Consider the following 18,202-nt stretch of genomic DNA (forward strand, 5'->3'; position numbering starts at 1 on the left):
TTGATAAAAGGAGAGGTAAGTCTACGTAGATAGGATGGTTTTGTTTTTACAAATGCCACATGAGAGAGAGGGGATGTGGCGCTAATTTAACACGGGAACCGAGGCCAGGTTTCGCAGAGATCTGAAATTTTCTCCCAGAGAGAGCATCCAGGGCTTTCCGTCTATTTCCAGAACGATGTGTTGATCAGTGATCGTTTTCACAACCGCATGTAAATCTGCAACTTCGATTGAATCCCCCTCTTTGACTTCTCGTTTTTCATTGGTAGCGCGATTGCGGATCCAGGCGATTCGACGGCCGTCCAGTTCGATACTGCCTGTTAAAAATGTAAAAAATGCATCATCCAACGTGACCTTGACTGTCAGCTTCTGTGTGCTGGACGCAGACGGTATCCCGGAATCGGTAACTTTGACTGTCACAGGGTATTCTTTCATTTCTGTCGCAACGGACGGCGTCCAGGTCAACTCACCTGTCTGAGCATTGATCTGCATACCCTCGGGAGCACCTGACTCTAATTCGAACGTCAGTCTCTGAGCAGGTTGATCCGAGTCGGTCGCTTTTACCTGGAGCGTTAAGGGGCGCGTCTGGTATGCCGTCACAGTAGTTACCGATTCCAGTTGAGGGGCGGTATTTTTTTCCAGAAACTCGATCTCGAACGTTCTCTCAACTTTCTGATCGCCTTGAGTGGCAGTGATAGTCACGGGAAACGTTCCGGTCTTCTGTTCTGTTGCCGGTGCCCATTGCAGTTTTCCAGCCTGGGCCACAATGCCGGGTAAATCTGATTTGACTGAAATCTTCGGTGCTGACTGTGAGGGATTGATCCCTGCAAGAGGCAGGGACAGATCCAGGGAGCTACCTCTGATCAGAGTCTGTTTCCCAATATCGCGGAGTTCCAGTTGATAGACCTTATCAGGAACCGGTTTGGCGAAAGGACTGTTATCAGCGATCTTCTGATAGTCATACAATGCCTGCAGGTATTCCGGCACCTGAGTTACAGCCGCTCCTTTGTTATGCGAGGCTGGTCTGGTATCAAGCACACCACGCTGGACAGTCCACTCTGTTGAACTACGACTGCTCACATTCAGAATTTCGTTATCAATTTTGATCAGGAAGCTCTCGCCAGAGGGGAAATAGCGATCCGACAGAACCTTGAGCAGTTGAGCATCCTGGGTCAGAGGCTGTTGCAGCTTCGTACTTCCTTCTGCTGTCTGATTCATGGGAGCCAGTTCGACCGGAGTCCCTGCATCGTAGCGCGCCGGTACCGTTTGGCTGGCACCACGGGTAACTGTCCAGTTATCACCCTTGATCGCATTCACTGTCAGGAATTCCTGATTAATCCGCACGCGGAACGGCGTTTCGTTCGGGAATTCCTCAGCCCCATTCAGCTTCAGACTGGTTGCATCAAAATTCAGACTCTCAGACAGCCTGGTACGCGGAAACAGCTGTTCGCGCGGCCTGGCTTTACTCAGCGCCAGCCCTTCCGCGGTTAACTTCAATTCGAGTTGATCTGCTTTTGCTGTCCCGGTGCTGTCCAATTCCAGATTGATGATGTTCTGACGTAAATCTGTCTGGTAGAAGTGCAGCAGAAACTGAGCGAGCTGAGCGTAGGTTGCAGTCCCTTCCAGCGACACCTGAATCGCAATATAGGTTTTTCCTTCTCGAATCCGCCGCCCGGGTGAGAGTTTCAGATTGGTAATACCCGAGAGTTCCGCTAGATCGCTCAACCATTCGAGGTAAAGACGCTGCGCGTCATGCTCGTCTGGAGGGAGACTATGCGCCACCCAGTCACCCAGTTGTCGGGCAGAGCGGAGCAGTTCCAGTTCTTTGTTCTCCTTCTGATCGATCTGTTGATTCAATACCTTAAGTTGATTCTGCCGTGTCTGAACCGGTTCGATGAAGGTGCTGTTAATCACAGGCATCCCGAGCCAGACCAGAATGATGGTCCCAAAAATCGCAGCCAGTATTTTTTCTCGTTTCTGCATAACTTTTTACATTCAACACTAATCAAGATCGTGGCAGCTCAGACAGTTAATAACTGCTGGCATTATTTTTTTATTTCCGTTGCCGTCTTTGCTGAAGGTGTTTCTTGAGACGGCAGGCGTTCTGCATCAATTTCAAAGGGAACCGGATAATCGGTATCGCTCGTCAGATTATTGCTTCGTTTGGGATGGACCCGGTAATTATTGTATGAGAGCTGCTGATTCAGATCTCTCACATCCAGATCGTCTTTGGCATTGCCAGTCGTACGCAGCCGGCTCAATGACTGGCCGCTGGAACGACTCACAGAGAGCTCACTCAAATAGATCCGGTCTGTTCCCGGTAATACGCGTTCCAGTTCCTGAAATACTTTTAAGGTCGGAGAATTCGATTTCTCCCATTCTTCGATCACAGCCACCGACTCCAGGGTGGGCTGGCCCCGCTTGAGCAGTTCATCGAGATCGCGCTGTACCTTTTGCCGCTCTGCAATTTCTTCATCCAGTTCTGAGACCCGCTGATGTGTGAGGAAAAACGCCGTCAATACGATCAACGCCAGTCCACCAACTCCCAGAGCAATCTGCAGTTTTCTGCGGTCTGGCTTTTCTTCGGCTTTATGGGGATGCAGAAAATCAACTGTTTCAAGACGTTTGTGCTGCCGAGCATAGACGAGTCCCAGCGGGCCTGACACAGTTCCAGGTAAAGGAGAGGTCTCTGAATTCTCCGCAGTCGTAACGGACACCAACGGATTCAAAACTTCAACCGGACACAGATACTGTTCCTGTAGATCCTGAATGAGTGGCTGCAGATGGGATTCATCTCCGATCAGAGTAATGGAACCGATATCCTGGCCAGCCAGTTGGGCACTACGTGCCATGAGAAAACGTTTCAGTTCGGTCTGGATTGTCTGATTCGAAATATTTCCGTCTGCTATCGGAACCGGTACGGAGTTGGTAAACAGTAACCGTCGCGACTGGATCAATGACATTTCCAGATAATCGTCAGTCGAATTTAGAATCAATGTCGGCGATTCCAGATCTCCCGTTGTCGTATGGGCAACCCATTCCGCAGCACTGACGGAGCTGAGTCCGGTGGAAACGACTTCCAACCCCATCGACTGAAATGTTTTCAGAGCTTTGTCGTGTAAGTCTTTCCCGATACTGACAACAAGAACTTCGCGGGTGGTCTTACCTTCCTGAACCGGCATCAGCAGGTAATCGAGCATTAGTTGTCCCAGAGGGACAGAAGATTTTGTAGCAGTCTGGAACCGGACGATTTCCGGAATTTCATCTAGAGGAACATCGGGAATTTCGATCAGGCGAACCGTGGATTCGTGACGGGGAAACGAAATCAGGACCTGCTTCGCGGAGACTCCCAGACGGTGGAGTTCATTCTTAAGCCAGCTACCGGCAGAGACCGGATCCTGCGCAGGACGATGTTGATCAGGCCAGGTAATTTCAAAGGTACGTTTGATGGAGACCGAGGTCACACCGACATGCGCTTCGATTCCAGTCAGCTTCGATTTGTCCCAGTTGATTGCCAGATAATCTGCCATAATAAAATTCTCAATAAACGAGTTCAAACAGGCTGAATTCGACTGCCGGTTTGTCTGGTACTCAGCAATTATTGATCCGGTGACATTCCCTGTACGGTCGAAAGATCATAGCCTGCACCGAGATTACTTAAATCACGAACATAGGTAATACGTGGCGGAATAAAAGTTCCATCAATAATGGCTTCCATGCGGGTCATCTGTCCGGACTGACCGAAATAACCCAGCGCCTGCACGCGAAAGACATCACCGCCACTACAGATATAGGGGGCCAGTTTTCGTAACTGTTCTATTGTCGTGAGACCTTCAATCACAAGCCATCCCGTTGTCTGTCGTGCCTGGCTGATTTCTGTGGCAGGGGCTCCGTTTGTAGCAGTCATTTGGGAACTTACGATCGCATTAGCCAGCGTTTCATCCATTTCGGGAATTCCCAACAGAGTTTCCAGGCGGGCTTCACTGATCTGAATTCGTCCCTCAATGTACTGATTCTTTGTGGTCGTCAACATGTCATGGAGAATCGGGAGACTGGTCGTCATGCTGGCCGCATCTGCAGGCCAGGGACTGGTCAGTGTTGTCTTGGTTCCATCGATTTCGATTTCAACTTCTGATCCCACCAGATCATAAATGGAATTGATTGTGAATGCGGCTCCGGCGGACAGGTCCATGCCCCCGCGGGTGACCGTCACTCCCTCTTCCGAAAACATTGCTTTGGCCAGACCGGTCGCCAGTTCATTTAAGGCCTGTTGTTCCGAGGTACTGCCTCCCACGGTTGTCAAGGTTGGCCCCGAGTCCAGATCTTCAGCAGTCTGCAGGGGCCCACTCACTCGGAAAGCGACGATGAACCGGGCTTCATCAGGTCCCAGTTCGGTCTCCAGTTGATCGTAGAGTTCCGTGAGCATGGTCTGATTGACGTTAATCTTCTCAGAGCCATCCGGACGAATATTGATCTCTCGACTGTGTACTGTGAGATAAGCTGACCAGCCTGCATCCAGCACACCGTCTGCATTGTCCAGGGGCAGCGTGGCATCGCCATCGTTCTCATTCGGATCGAGAATACCATTGCGATTTGCATCTTCACCATAGAGCAGTTCCGGAGTCACGCCACGGACAAGCAACAGTTCATCCAGTGATTCCAGCGGGGCATTTTTTGCGTAATAAGGTGATTCCAGGGTGCCGTAGTAATCGCTCTCAGCCCCATACGCACGTGGATCATCGTCTTCATCGATCCAGTCCAGAATCGCTGAGGCAATTTCCTCAGTCATATTCGGAATATACATCAGACGGTCAACCGCGGTGATTGCCTCAACATCCAGTTCATTGTCCTCTTCTGTCGCCAGAATATTGAGATTCAGCTTGCCGGATTCATTACTCAAACCAAAGCGAATGGTTTTTGATTGTGCGTCTGAGATGACCGGGGCAACAACACTGAAATAGCCACTCGCGCGGGGGACATCGCTGGGAATCAGATTGATATTCTGAAACTGACTCGGATTGTGATACGAATTCCAGCCATCAACATCAGAACGATCTCCAACATAGGCAGCCGCCAGTTCGATTCCGGAAAGCGCCAGCTCCCGAGACTGAATCGCCCGACCGTAACTGTTGGTGGCTTCGATCTCCACGATCATCAGTTCCGAAAAGGTATACGCCCCCAGACTGAGCATCACCACGACTACTAGCACGACCAGCAAAGTGCTACCTGCGCGTTCCGACAGCCTGCCGACAGGTGTCTGTCGACTACTACGAAAATCAGGTTGTGAATTGACGGTGTACTTCATGGATTATTATCAGAGTTCTGATTAAAACGAACTGGTGTCCTGTTCTGTGGTCTGTAAAACCGCAGGTAGAGCCAGCGGGAGCGCAATCACCATGCTGTAGGTATTGTTGTAACCATTTATTTTTTCGTTCACAGACTTCAGCGCTGTCTGTTGCAGGTCGCTGCGAAAGCCGATTGTGACTCTGATTGCCTGCGGTACGGTCCCGTATTCAGTGCTGTCCCAAAGCTCAAGCCAGTCGCTGCCATCAAAATATTGAAACTGCAGACTGCTGATTTCCGGCGCCAGGAGTTCTGACTGTGATGCCATCTGCTCGAGATCCGCAGCCTGATCCGCCATGCTCATTGAGAGCCGGTCTCCTTCCAGACGAGCCACTCCCTGCACATCTTCACCGCTCCCGGAAGTATTCCGAAACTGATCGCCGGCGGCCCCTTGCAGTCCTCCGGCCCCCACAACTGCCAGAAAGTAAGATACGGAAAGTAGATCACTACGGACGCTCGGCGTGGTGGTTGCTCCTGAATTCGAAGAGAGCAGCAGAGGCTGGCGGGCTGGTCTGCTGGTGTGGAGCACGAGAGACTGACTATCGCCATACACACCAATGTTTCCCGAAGTGTAGGCATCATCGGTACTGGTCACCTGGATTTCGACGGTTTCTGCTTCTTCGGTCTCTGAATCAGCAGAGCCTGTACCCTCCGTCTCTTCTTCTGCTGTCTCCAGTCTATAAGTCACACAGTGCAGATCATGTGATATTTTCTGGAAGACGGCCCGCGCAATCTGAGCCTGTTCCACCTGGCGATGCCCCAGCGTCGTATATTTCCAGTAGAGATCCAGAGCAGAATAAATGGCAGCCAGCAGCAGGCTGGTCAGTCCGATGGCCAGGATGACTTCAAGCAGGGTGAACCCGGGTAATCGTACCATGTGAACATGCTTATGCGACCGGGAGCGTTTCATAGCTGCTCCTCCAGTGTCAGCTCTGAAGCTGACTCCACGGTGTTGGCTGCGTCGAGCAGCATTGCCGGATCTCGAATCTGTCGTGTCAGCTGATAGCTGGTCGTTACACTTTCTCCAGCTCCGGAGTAGAGTACTCTGACTGTTAACTGCAGCATGTTCTCGTAGGCGCCAGGCTGGACATCCAGGCTCCATTTCCAGTTTTCTTCATCTTCAAAGGCAGCCTGGGAGACCGCTTCCAGAGGCTGGGCTCCCGCCAGTACTTCCGCGAGTTTTGACTGGCATTTAAGTATTGCCTGTGTTCGTAACTGCGCCTGCACTGCTGCCCGGGAACCGATGCCAATCAACTGACTGAGGGCAGTGAGTGCGCCGAGGAAAATCGCCAGTGAGATTAAGACCTCGAGCAGGGTCAGCCCGGTACGTGTGCGTTTTTGTGTTGGAATGCTGATCATGACGATTTCCCCTGTCCGTAGGAAACCGTGGTCGTCCCGGTCAGGCCGCGTAGTTGAATGCGGGCCACGGAACGTTTATCTTTCAGAACATCCTGATTCAAATCAAAAGCAGCCGTCCCATCCGGATAAAACGTGATGGGGAAAGCTCCCTGCATCCAGTTCCAGTCTTTTGAATTTGGCAGGTTTGATAACCAGGCATAGGGGACTGCCGCCTCTGTCACAACTGCGGAAGTTTCCTGGCTGAACTGGAATTCCTCGGGCAACTTCCCCGAGAGCACAGATTGACTGGTCGCGATGGTACCCGTATTGGCTCCAGAAGATTCGCCTCCCAGCAGTCCCTGATCGACGGGAACGACCAGATACTGCCGCCCTCCCGGTTCCAGAAAAACCTGATACATCACCCCCTGATCAATGGCCCGCACCCGGGCGGCAGCAAAGGCGGAATTCAGATCCTGCATGCTCTGTCGCAACCGGTTGCTCGCGCTGATCCGCAACACAGCTGGCCAGACGACACTGACCAGAACCAGCAGCAGAGCCAGGACCAGCAGCATCTCGAGCAGCGTAAAAGCGGCCCGTCGTGAATGCTGTTTTCCTGGCTGGTACTGTTGGTAGATCACGTGGTATATCCTCTGGTAAAATCAGAGACTGGAACGGGACAGAAACTATTCTGTCTGCTCCCAGTTATTAACATCATCGCCGGAGCCGTTTTCGTCCTGCTGATTGGGGCCTGAGGACCAGATGGCTGGTTTGGTGGACTGCGCTTTATTGTTGGGGTACTCGTAGTGGAACATCTGCCCCCAGGCATCCAGTGGCAGAGATTCAATAAAGGGTTCAGCCGCCTGACCATCCGAGCTGACGGGTTCGAGCAACAGCTGCAACTGTTCCGGTCCGCCTTGAGGATATTCACCATTATTCTCGGCGGCATAGAGTTTGAATGCCTGTTCGAGATTATGGATACTGGCGCGGGTCGCTTTGATATTTGCTTTTTTCTGGCTTCCCAGCAGGTTGGGAACGACCATCGCAGCGATCACAAGAATAATGCCCAGCACGATCAGCATTTCGAGGAGGGTAAAACCACGCCGCTGTTGTTTGTTGTGAATCTTGATTTGTTTCATGTCTCCATCCTTTTTACTTTATACTTGTTCCAGAAGGGAATGTTCTGGGTTCTACCCGAGTAAGATAAAACCAATGACTTGTCACGTACTATTATATTAAACCAGAGCTTTGGAAAACCGGTAAAAGTAATGCCAGCATCACAAAAACGACCACAGCGGCCATGATGAGCAGCATAAGCGGCTCCAGCATTCGCACAAACATATCCAGCTTGCGGTTGGTCTGGCGTTCCATGTTATCTGCGATATCGATCAACACCTGTTCCAGGTTGTTGGCTTCCTCACCAACGGCGATCATTTCGACGACTTCTTCCGGGAACTGACCACTAAGGGCAAAAGGCTGGGCAATCGATTTTCCGGCAGAAATACTCTCTGCAGCTTCACCAATCGAATTACTGATGACTTTATTACCAGCGGCATCCTTGGCGATTCTCAGGGATTGCAGGATGGGTACACCATTGGCCAGCAGGGTCCCGAGAATTCGGCAAAAACGGGCGATAGCCAGACTGCGAACAATCGCTCCCAGGCCATAGGCATTCAACCGGAACTGATCGAATTTCAGACGGCCTTCCGTTGTCTCGAGATATTTATAAACCGCGGCTCCCACGAAAACGATCGCAAAAAAAATCAGAAACCAGTACGACTGCATAAAGGCACTGAAACCAAGCAGTGTTGTGGTTGCCCAGGGAAGGTCGCCTCGCTCAGACATTCGTTGAAAAATCGGTTCAAACTTGGGAACGAAGTAAACCAGCAGGAAGCTGACGATCACAGTTCCGAAGGTGGTCAGGAACGCGGGATAAATCATCGCACCGACTACCCGGTTTTTGAGTTCTTCCTGATGGTCCGTGAAGCTGGCAATTCGCTTTAAGACGTCTTCCAGGAAGCTGCCTTCCTCGCCGGCACGTACCATACTCACTGCCAGTTCCGAAAAGACTTTGGGATGCTGCCCCATCGCGACTGCCAGCCGGGTTCCGTCAGCGACTTCCGCACGAACCTCTTCGAGTACCTGCTTGAGCGACGGGTTGGTCGATTGCCGGTTCAACAGTTCCAATGAGCGTAAGAGAGGCACCCCCGATTTGAGCAAGTCGGCCAGCTGTGTATAAAAAACAGACAGATAGCGGGCCCGAACCCGTTTACCAGACCGTCTCAGCTGCGCTTTCGCCGCATCTGCCAGATCGACTTTGACCGGAAACAGACTCTTGGCAGCCAGCGAATTCAGTGCATCCTGCTGATTGGCAGCAGAAAGCACACCGGTCACCTGGCGGCCTGTTGCTTCTCGTGCGATATACTGAAATTCGGGCATCTGACTGACTTCAATTACTTACTAACTGGACTCAACACTTTTTCCTCTCTGCGGGAGTGCGAGTTAAATATCTCCCTTGGTGACCCGCAGGATCTCATCGATCGACGTGATTCCGGCGAGGACCTTTTCCCAACCGGCATCCCTTAAGGTCTGCCAGCCATTCTTTCGCGCGTAATCGCGAATCTGGCCTGAGCTGGCGTGTTCGGTACACAATTTTCGTATAACAGGATCATTTATGAGCAGTTCCAGGATACCAATACGCCCCGAGTATCCCATTTCTCTACAGTGTCGACACCCCACAGGTTCATAAATTTCCTGCATCCGTTCCAGGGGAAAGTCCGGGGGAATTTTATCCGGGTGAGGCTGATGTGGTCGTTTACAATGTTTACAGAGGACACGCACCAGACGCTGAGCCAGAACGGCTTCTACCGTACTGGCCACCAGGTATGCTTCCACTCCCATATCAACCAGACGGGTAAAAGCACCGGGTGAGTCGTTGGTGTGCAGCGTGCTGAAAACAAGGTGCCCGGTCAGCGATGCCTGAATGGCGCTGTTCGCAGTTTCTCCATCACGAATTTCCCCGATCAAAACTACATCCGGGTCGTGACGCAAAATACTTCTCAGTCCGGCTGCGAAAGTCAATCCGATGCGGGAATTCACCTGAATCTGGCTGATCCCTTCACTGTGATACTCGACCGGATCTTCCACCGTGATGATTTTCGTTTCCGGACTTTTGATCTCATTCAAAGCACTATAGAGCGTTGAAGTTTTCCCGCTACCCGTAGGTCCGGTCACCAGAATAATTCCGTGAGGCAGCTCGATCATTTCGCGGAACGTGGACAGCATCTCCGCATTCAAGCCCACATTATCCAGACGAAAAACCATGCGTTCCTTATCGAGCAGTCGCAGTACGATTCCTTCGCCGTAAATCATGGGAATGATCGAAACACGCACATCGATTTCACGCCCCGTAACTCGCAGTTTGATGCGTCCGTCCTGGGGGAGTCGTTTTTCCGCGATATTCAGATGCGCCATGATTTTCAGACGCGTAATGATCGCTGAATAAAAATGATTGATCTCTGGTGGCACCGACTGTACCCGCAACAAACCATCCACGCGATAACGGACCACCAGCCCGGTTTCATGCGGTTCAATGTGCACGTCACTGGCCTGCTGCTGCAGCGCCTCTACCAGCAGTTCGTTAACCAGACGAATCACCGAGGCCGTCTGTGCCATGTCGGCCAGTTCACCATGTTCCTCGGAGACTTCTTCCAGAAGTTCAACGCCGTCTTCAGCCGCTTTCTGAGAGACCAGTTCGTTGATGGTATCGCCGCCAACACCCAGGTTCTGCTTGATCAGATCGACGACGTCTTCATGCAACGCCAGCACCGGCTCAAGTACTTCACCACTGAGCGAACTGAGTTCATCCAGGGCTTCGAAGTCAAACGGGTCGGCAGAGGCGACCAGCACTCGTCCATTTTCACGCTGTAGGGGGAGCAGGGAATGACGAAAGATCGGAGTTGCTGGAAACTGCGACAGCAGCTGGGTATCAATCTGATAGTCTTTGAGTTCGAAATACTTCATGCCCAACTCATCGGCGAAAACTTTGAGCAGATCTTCTTCAGAGGCGAGCCCCATCTCCATCACCACGCGGTCCAGACGATGACCGTTGGCCGATTGCTGGGCTAACAGCAACTGGCGTTCGTCAAGGATGCCACGTCGTTGGAGAATATCACTGATTTCCATGGATTCGACTCGATGGGATAACGAACTTTTCAGGAGATGATTTCAGGTATGTTTATCGTCCACGGCTTCGACCGAAACGGCTGCTGCCACCACGGGAGCCACCATCGCTGCCGGGAAATCGGAAACCACGTGAGGACCGACCACCAAACTGTGAACCGGAAGAACCACGGCCCGAGTCACCACCACCCGGCGATGCGCCACCCATGCGTTCCCGCATCCGTTGTTCGAAGAAGCGTCGAATTTCTTCGCCACGATCGCTTGATCCGGAGGAGTTATCCGACGGGTTTGAGCTGGAGGGAGTTGGTTCGGTTGTTTTCTTACGCGAATCGCTGCCGGTGGTACTGACACTGACATTGGGAAGCAAGGAGGTTAAGGCATTCTGAATCAGTGCCGAGTTGCCGTTATTCAAGGTGACAACCCGGACTGACTTGCGTGACATTTGCGCAGAGTAATCAAGCTCGCGTACTAGAGATTCAATCTCCTGGAAAAGAGAGTCGTTCGCTGACACCAGTAACTGGTTGGCGTTGGCATCCACACTGACGGCCAGCTTGGCTTCGGGGGGCTGTGCATTCTGTGAATTCTGAGATCCCCGTCCGCCCATCATCGCTGTAAAGGGATTGCCGCCCCGAGAGTTATTCTGCTGGCGGGGAGCTTCCATATAGTCTTTGTAAAGCTCTTTGACGATATTCGCGACTTCCGTTGCAGACGCGTATTCCACCGGGATAATGCCTGGTGAACGATCCCGTAGTGAGTCGGGGAGTTCAGAAGCATCCAGCACTTTGAGCATCTGTTCGACCGAACGCACCTTATCAGGAGGTCCTGTGACATACAGAGCATTGGAACGTGCCTCGGGGATAATGCGGAGCGTCTGCGGCCCCATCCCCAGTGTGGACAGTCCGGTAGCATCCATCAGCCCGCCTCCAATCGAAGAGATCCCGCTGAACATTCCGGAATCGCTGGCAGTATCGGAAACGGAACTGCTGGGAAAGAGGCTTTCCAGCATCTTAGCTGTGGCTGTCGCATCGGCAGAACGGAGATAAAATACCGTCCATTGATTTTTAGGAGGAATCGCCTGGGTCAAGGCGTCGATCATTTTCTCCAGTCGATCAAGGGCTTCCTGGTCGTTGGATGTGATAATCAAATTATCCCCGTTGGTGGAAACCGCGATCGGATTTTTCTTTGTAGAATCGACGGCGGCTTCAGTTGCTTTGTTCTCTGATTCCGTAGCAGGTTTTTCTGATTCTGACTTCGCCCCTGACTCTGATTCTTTCTGTTGCTCGCTGGCTGTGAACAGAAAGCGAGACTGATCGGAATCGGCTTTCCGGCGTTCCTGCTTGATCGGTCGATCCAGCGGAGTGCTGATATTCCGTGATGGATTGCGAAAACCCCGGTTCCGGGTGGGGTTCTCATCTTCTCCCAACACACGTTCCCGAATCTGACTTTCCTGTGATGGAACAACGATGCGGATCGGATTTTCATCCCCGGACGAGGCTGACCAGAGCTTATCGATCAGTTGCATGATTTCACGCGAATCCCGACCTCCCAGAGGGATCGTGCGAATGGGACCACGATCTGAGTCATCCTGGGCTCTGCCAGTACCATCCTCCCCCAGTTGCGCCAGCAGGGCTTTGACCTGAATCACCTGATCCGGAGTTCCCCGAATCAACAGACGCCGTCCCAGAAGATCGGCTTCGATCGTGGGAGCGTCGTTTCCATCCCGCAGAAACAGGGAGCGCAAGGTTGTGGTTGCGGAAAGGGGATCCAGCTTGTTCAGGTTGATGACTGAGACAGACTGGCTGCCCCCTTCGCCATCCAGTTGCCGGATTAATTCATCAATCTCCTGGTGCTCCTTGGGGGTCGCCACGATATGAATCTTATTATTCCGACCATCTTCATTAACGACGACTCCCGGCATCATCGCATCCAGGGTCTTGGTCACTTCCCGCGGATCCGAAGAATTGACAGAGTAAACCCGCAAGTAAGGCTTGTTTCCACCGGGGGCCAGCATGTTGCCTTCGTCGACATCAATCGATTTGATAATTTCTTCCGCCAGTTTAAGCTGGGCTGGTGTCGCAGTTACCAGCAGCCGATTAGTACGCGGGTCCGCTGTCACCTGTGTTGTCGTATCTTTCGTCGGCGTCTGAGGAGGTGGAGAACTGTCTCGACTGCTGCGACGTCGATAATCGTAGTAGCGTGAAGAAGAAGAGGACGAGCTGGCACTGACATTCTGGGTAGCCGAGGGCAGCCCGAACTGGCTACGCACAATTTTCTCAGCCTCATTGGAATCGATAAACTTCAATTCAAACGCGCGGAATGCGAGATCGGTAGGACCGGCATTCGCAATGGCGCCTTCCAGCAGTTTTTTCACACGCTGCAGGTTGCTGCCGATATCGGTAACGATAATCGAATTGGCGGTTTTCAGTGCAACGGACTTACCCTGCGGGCCCAGAATGGCCTGGACTTCTTTGGCGACCTGATCAATGTCGACTCCCTCCAGCTGGAAGCTCACACTCATCAGTTCATTTTTGCCTCGCTGGGGTAGCTCACTGGCATCGACGATGGGTACCAGGTTTGGTGGAATGCCGTTATCGATGTTCAAAACTACCAGGAACTGATTCCGCCGAACAATGACATACCCTTTCTGCAGCAGATATCCGTTAATGATATCCAGCGCTTCGGTGGGACTGTAAGAACCCTGATCGTAGTAGTTGAAGGTCCCCGGGGGCACATCGTTGAGATCGAGCGTATAGCCTGCGGACTCAGCAAACAACTTCAGGACATCGCCCCAGGGTGCGAAACGGAAGTTGAACGACATCTTGCCAACTTCACCCGGCTTTTTCGCAGGGACGGTTTTCTCATCCGCTTCGTTTTCATTCATTGCCACTGGTTTAGCACCGAAAGAGATGCTGCGGTCTTCAGGCTTGAGCCCTTCCGGTTCAATGGGGATCTGCGGTCTTGGTCGCGGAGCAGCTCCGGGAGTACTGCTGACAGAGGGCGTCGCTCCCGGGGTCGCTGTGCTTTCTGAAGTGACCAGTGCGGGACCGAGCATCTGCTTCCACTGAGACTTTTGATCTGGTGTCAGGACCGCCTCAATTTTCTGGTCGAATTCCTGCTGCACTTTTTCCCGTTCTTCCGAAGTAGCACGTCGCCCCAGATCCCGACGGGCATACGAGCGCTGCTCTTCAAGCTCTTTGATCTTCGCCAACTGCTCAGCGGTCATTTTGAGTTGTTTGGCGGTTTCGTCATCAGTCAGCTGACGATAGCCGTTTTCCTGCAGCTGCAGCTGCTTCAGGCGTGCTGCCTGCTTTTCATTCAGGAGACCCCAGAGTTTGGCTTCGCCTTCCGTACGCTGTTTTTCAAAGGAAGCACTCATTTCTTCGCGGACCTTGGTCCGCTCTTCATCAGTCTGGGCATCCCGCATGCGGTTCATGAAGGGCTCCATCGACTCGCGACTGGGACGCATTGACTGGGCTGCTTCCTGGAGCTGTTTGATCTGATCTTCGGTGAGCTGAAGTTCCTTCTGAATCTCTTCACGCGTCACCATGAAGCCAATCGCCCCACGAAAGCCGCTGAAACCACCTCCACCAAATCCACCGCGAAAACCGCCACGGTCGCCTCCGAAGCCACCTCTGCCACCAAAACGACTTCGGTCGCCGCCGAAGCCTCCGCGGTCCCGTCGACCTCCAAAACCACCTCGGTCTTCAGAGTCACTGGAAGGTTCCTGGGCAAGAAGCACTAAGTGTACAGAGTCTGAACACACGAAGGTGACAGAGAGTACGCTGAGCAGGAAGAACTGATATTTCATTTTACGAGTCATATTCAATCACGATTCTGCGATAAAACGGCAAAGAAGTGCAAATAAGATATTCTTTTGATCATTATGCTAGAACTGCAGAAAATCAATTACGAGATAAAAAATTCGAATCAGTTAGTATCACCTTATACTTCAAGGAGTTATGAACCGTTTCAAAGATCTACCGATTCTCTCAGAATGAAGCGATCTTTTCTCAGAGGTCTGGTGTTTCTATGTTAGAGTCTGAAACGGGGTTATTACAGCTTATTTCAAAAGATGCGCAAAATCCCTGTCTCTGTTTATTAAACACGGTTTTTGACTCGAAAGACCGCTCTATTTCATGTGGAGCCAGAAAATGTTCCGGTTTGTCCGATATTTCGTTCCAGTTGTACTGCTGGTAACGTTCAGTGCTGATCTGTCATATGCGCAGCCTGGAGGTGACAGTCGTTCACGAGGGTTCATGTCCTTTCTGGATCGCAACCGGAATGGTGTCATCGAACCCGATGAATTCGATCGGATGCCGGGACGCTTTAAAGAGATGCTCGAATCAGCGGGCGTTGATACATCCCGCAGCATGACAGCTCAGGAATATGAACGTGTCATGCCACGTGTGATGGAACAGATGCGGAGCCGTCGTGGCTCTTTCGGCGGTGGTGACAGTGATGACCGACGTCGCTCCAGTTTTTCCCGCGGTTCTGGAGGTCCCAGCTTTGGTGGTTCTGGTTTCGGTGGCCCGCCCAGCTCCTTTTCCCGTTCCCGGGGTGATGACGACGATGACCGCGATGATAACTCGCGAGGCGGCTTTGATCGGGACTCCATGCGAGGACGCTACGGATCATTCCAATCAGATCGAGGTCGTGACGAGGGCGATTCACGCAGCCGCTCCAGCAGTTCACAAAAGGAACCCAGCAAACCGGTACGGACTACCGTGGATCTGAATTCGGATTTTGTACCCCATGATACCGACCAGGACGGGCAGATCGGACTTTATGAATGGCGGAAAAACAACCCCGGCAAGTTGTCAGAGTTCTTCTCCATGGACCTCAACGGTGACGGGTTTCTGACTCCGAAGGAAATTCAGCTCTCCAAAGCGGGTACCCCTCAGAGAAGTGCTGCTTCATTCATGTTCGCCTTGAACTCGGGACAATCAGGAACTTCCCAGCCAGCTCCACAGGAGTCCTCTGCGAGCACGACTCCAGCTTCAGCACCCAAATCAGCAGAACAGTCTGCCCAGCCGACAGCAGAAACAAAACCTGTGGCCCCCAGTTCCGACCCCATGGTCAGCCAGGCAAACTACTTCTTTAAACTGCTGGATCGCGACAAAGACAATTCCATCTCTCCAGAAGAATGGAAGAAGAGCCGATCCATGCGACGCATGTTCGAAGAAGCCAGCATCGACCTGACTGTGACCATGTCGCAGGAACAGTTTGTCAAGCATTATATCGCAATCAAAAAAGATTGATCTGGCCGACAACGCTCAGATACCACTTTGATACAGTCATGGTTTCGGCTGGGGTTGAGCGTCTCGCTTTTGTTCGCGTTCCCTGTTGCGTCGCGAACGACGTTCCTGATTCCGGTCAAACTGTTTCCCGATGGAAACTCCCAGCAACTTCAGATAGCCCTCGTCAAACTGGAAACGGGAGCGGACTCCGGTATCAGTCGGTTGAGTTGTGATGAGCACCAGATCATTTTCTGAAGTGAAGATTCCGTCCAGGATTTTCATGATTTCACTTTCATTGATCTCGGCTTCTGAGAATAACTGCAGCCAGGGCTTGATATGGAATTCAAACTGAAACGGAGCCGTCCGCTGGACCTTGCGTTCTTCGGGGGTCGCAGTGTGGATCCGCTCGATCGCTTCATTCAGAGCGGCAACCGCGATCTCGGTTCCCATCGCAAACCAGATGACTTCAGAATCAGCGCCCACATAAAGTGAGGGGACACCGCCGAGGAATCGTCGCTGTCGATCATCGGCATTTTTAACATCAGGTTGTAACTGATGCAGGCCAATCCCCTGAACGGTTTCTGCGTTTGTATAAATGCGGGCCTTGTTGTCAGGATTTTTGTCCACACGATTGATCATGTCGAGTAAAGCAGCCGGTAGGTTTGACGACGGAGCGACTTTAATGCCACCGATCAGGGCAAATTTTTTCGACGGGGTTGAGACCAGTTGCACGAAAGCATCAAGATGGCCTTTGTTTACCTGGGATTTGACTGGGGCGAAGAATTGCTGAACGGAATTCGTCTGCTGAAGCCGCTCATCGGCGGTAAGCAATTTTTCGCTCAACTGAGTTTCAAAATAATTCAAATAATTGAGATAGGTTTTGCGATCACGCCGAGGCATGATCATGGAAACAGACGCCGCCAGCGGTAACGTTTCACGGGCTGTCACGACGCTGAAGTAACTAGCCTGGCCTGGCAGATTTTTCATGCTGCGTGCCAGGTCACTGTTCGGACGGGCCTTGATTAACAGATCGACGAAGCCCTGCTTCTGCTCTTTATCGATATGGGCTCCCAGTGTCAGTTGCTGCGCTTCATTGAGAAAATATTCAATGTTCTCCAGGTTCTGCTTGCCCGACATTCTCCGGAGTTCGTAAGCCGCATTGGATTCACCGTCCCGCTGCTGCAACTGTGTTTCGATTGCCGTGCGGAAAAATCCCAGAAACGTGGTTCGCATCAGTTCTGGAATTGAACTCATATCAAGTTGTGCTGCGGCGTCGAATTGAGTCGTCAGCTGCTGATATTGTTGGGCAGGATCTTTGAACTGATGTGTTTCAAAGACTTCCAGATCGAGCGCCGCATCTCCCCGCTGATGAAACTGATGGGCATATTTATCTTCGATACGAAAGTAAAAGGCGCTGTTGCCCGCTTCGACTACATACAAACCTTCCTCGCGGGGTAGACGCTCTTCTGCATTCATGAAACCGGGCAGAATACTCTGAAAAGTTTCGATGAAGGAACTGATTTTCGAGACGGGATAATAAGGGATGAATACCGGCTGAGGCAGCAGGCCTGTTTTCAAGTACAATTCGAAACCCAGATTCCGATTCTGATCAAGCCCCTCCAGGTCGTTTACATTTGCCAGTGAGGCCGATGCAATCTCAGCAATTTCAGGTCGCTCTGCCAGTTCAAAAATGAAGTCGATATCCTGCAGGATCCGCTCCACGCTGGCAACATTCACCACGACGACAGGTTTGGGCAAGAGAGCTTCGACGGACTGACTTTTTTTATCCGCCTCCTCATCCTTTTTTTTCTGGTCCGACTCCTGTGCCTGTAATGAGCCGCAACAGAACAGGGCCATCAGCAGGGTCAGGCTAAACACGAAGCGGCAGCCGAATTGTCGTTGAGTAAAGCTCGGAGCAGAATATGGAAAAATCATACGATCCCTTTTCACAGACGTGAGTTTCACCAGAATATTTCAGAAGCCCGGCCCATCGCCCACAAGATCTGATTGCATTTCGAGACCGGCACAGCTACTGATTTTATGCAATATTCTGTGCCAGAGAAGCCGGGACGAGACAGGCCTGCTGTCACGCTATCATCCTGTATACC

At 51.9% G+C, this 18,202-nt stretch carries 12 protein-coding genes; 1 reads left to right on the forward strand and 11 read right to left on the reverse strand.

The genetic code is table 11. The features are described from left to right. Positions 1-81: 81 nt before the first annotated feature. The 10 genes from RID21_RS18925 to RID21_RS18970 all read right to left on the reverse strand — a co-directional run bounded on the left by RID21_RS18925 (position 82) and on the right by RID21_RS18970 (position 14,677). Positions 82-1,980, reverse strand: coding sequence for a putative Ig domain-containing protein (locus tag RID21_RS18925; protein WP_350191518.1), 1,899 nt, complete (start codon positions 1,978-1,980; stop codon positions 82-84). Between the two features lie 62 nt (positions 1,981-2,042). After that, the gene (locus RID21_RS18930) at positions 2,043-3,527 is read right to left on the reverse strand and encodes a hypothetical protein (protein ID WP_350191520.1); all 1,485 of its coding nucleotides are present in this window, start codon (positions 3,525-3,527) and stop codon (positions 2,043-2,045) included. 68 nt (positions 3,528-3,595) lie between these two features. Next, positions 3,596-5,302: a type II secretion system minor pseudopilin gene (locus tag RID21_RS18935; RefSeq protein ID WP_350191522.1), complete on the reverse strand. Its 1,707-nt coding sequence runs from the start codon at positions 5,300-5,302 to the stop codon at positions 3,596-3,598. A gap of 21 nt (positions 5,303-5,323) precedes the next feature. Beyond that, on the reverse strand, positions 5,324-6,250 hold the full coding sequence (locus RID21_RS18940; protein ID WP_350191524.1) for a type II secretion system protein GspJ: 927 nt from the start codon (positions 6,248-6,250) through the stop codon (positions 5,324-5,326). Beyond that, positions 6,247-6,699, reverse strand: a complete 453-nt coding sequence (locus RID21_RS18945) for a type IV pilus modification PilV family protein (protein ID WP_350191526.1) — start codon at positions 6,697-6,699, stop codon at positions 6,247-6,249. Before RID21_RS18945 ends, RID21_RS18940 begins: the two co-directional genes overlap by 4 nt. Further along, entirely contained in the window at positions 6,696-7,316 is a 621-nt protein-coding gene (locus tag RID21_RS18950; protein WP_350191528.1) for a prepilin-type N-terminal cleavage/methylation domain-containing protein, read from the reverse strand. The genes RID21_RS18945 and RID21_RS18950 overlap by 4 nt, the downstream gene beginning before the upstream one ends. Positions 7,317-7,361: 45 nt before the next feature. Beyond that, positions 7,362-7,814 carry a type II secretion system protein GspG gene (locus tag RID21_RS18955; RefSeq protein ID WP_350191530.1) on the reverse strand — a complete coding sequence of 151 codons (453 nt, stop codon included), beginning with the start codon at positions 7,812-7,814 and terminating at the stop codon, positions 7,362-7,364. Between the two features lie 91 nt (positions 7,815-7,905). After that, a complete protein-coding gene (locus RID21_RS18960; protein WP_350191532.1) occupies positions 7,906-9,114 on the reverse strand; it encodes a type II secretion system F family protein in 1,209 nt (402 codons plus the stop codon). Positions 9,115-9,177: 63 nt separating this feature from the next. Then, entirely contained in the window at positions 9,178-10,860 is a 1,683-nt protein-coding gene (locus RID21_RS18965) for a GspE/PulE family protein (protein ID WP_350191534.1), read from the reverse strand. Between the two features lie 52 nt (positions 10,861-10,912). Further along, complete coding sequence (locus RID21_RS18970; protein ID WP_350191536.1) at positions 10,913-14,677, reverse strand: secretin N-terminal domain-containing protein; 3,765 nt, start codon at positions 14,675-14,677, stop codon at positions 10,913-10,915. A gap of 436 nt (positions 14,678-15,113) precedes the next feature. On the opposite strand from RID21_RS18970, the gene RID21_RS18975 reads away from it, so the two are divergent. Then, entirely contained in the window at positions 15,114-16,115 is a 1,002-nt protein-coding gene (locus RID21_RS18975; protein WP_350191538.1) for an EF-hand domain-containing protein, read from the forward strand. Positions 16,116-16,151: 36 nt separating this feature from the next. Here the strand turns inward: RID21_RS18975 and RID21_RS18980 are convergent, their stop codons facing one another. Beyond that, positions 16,152-18,029 carry a hypothetical protein gene (locus RID21_RS18980; protein ID WP_350191540.1) on the reverse strand — a complete coding sequence of 626 codons (1,878 nt, stop codon included), beginning with the start codon at positions 18,027-18,029 and terminating at the stop codon, positions 16,152-16,154. Between the last annotated feature and the right edge of the window lie 173 nt (positions 18,030-18,202).

This window comes from Gimesia sp., assembly GCF_040219335.1.
Classification (GTDB): domain Bacteria; phylum Planctomycetota; class Planctomycetia; order Planctomycetales; family Planctomycetaceae; genus Gimesia.

Bases quoted from the DNA above. Each gene is read 5' to 3' on its own strand.
- RID21_RS18925 (WP_350191518.1), bottom strand. From the start codon at position 1,980: ATGCAGAAACGAGAAAAAATACTGGCTGCGATTTTTGGGACCATCATT.
- RID21_RS18930 (WP_350191520.1), bottom strand. From the start codon at position 3,527: ATGGCAGATTATCTGGCAATCAACTGGGACAAATCGAAGCTGACTGGA.
- RID21_RS18935 (WP_350191522.1), bottom strand. From the start codon at position 5,302: ATGAAGTACACCGTCAATTCACAACCTGATTTTCGTAGTAGTCGACAG.
- RID21_RS18940 (WP_350191524.1), bottom strand. From the start codon at position 6,250: ATGAAACGCTCCCGGTCGCATAAGCATGTTCACATGGTACGATTACCC.
- RID21_RS18945 (WP_350191526.1), bottom strand. From the start codon at position 6,699: ATGATCAGCATTCCAACACAAAAACGCACACGTACCGGGCTGACCCTG.
- RID21_RS18955 (WP_350191530.1), bottom strand. From the start codon at position 7,814: ATGAAACAAATCAAGATTCACAACAAACAACAGCGGCGTGGTTTTACC.
- RID21_RS18960 (WP_350191532.1), bottom strand. From the start codon at position 9,114: ATGCCCGAATTTCAGTATATCGCACGAGAAGCAACAGGCCGCCAGGTG.
- RID21_RS18965 (WP_350191534.1), bottom strand. From the start codon at position 10,860: ATGGAAATCAGTGATATTCTCCAACGACGTGGCATCCTTGACGAACGC.
- RID21_RS18970 (WP_350191536.1), bottom strand. From the start codon at position 14,677: ATGACTCGTAAAATGAAATATCAGTTCTTCCTGCTCAGCGTACTCTCT.
- RID21_RS18975 (WP_350191538.1), top strand. From the start codon at position 15,114: ATGTCCTTTCTGGATCGCAACCGGAATGGTGTCATCGAACCCGATGAA.
- RID21_RS18980 (WP_350191540.1), bottom strand. From the start codon at position 18,029: ATGATTTTTCCATATTCTGCTCCGAGCTTTACTCAACGACAATTCGGC.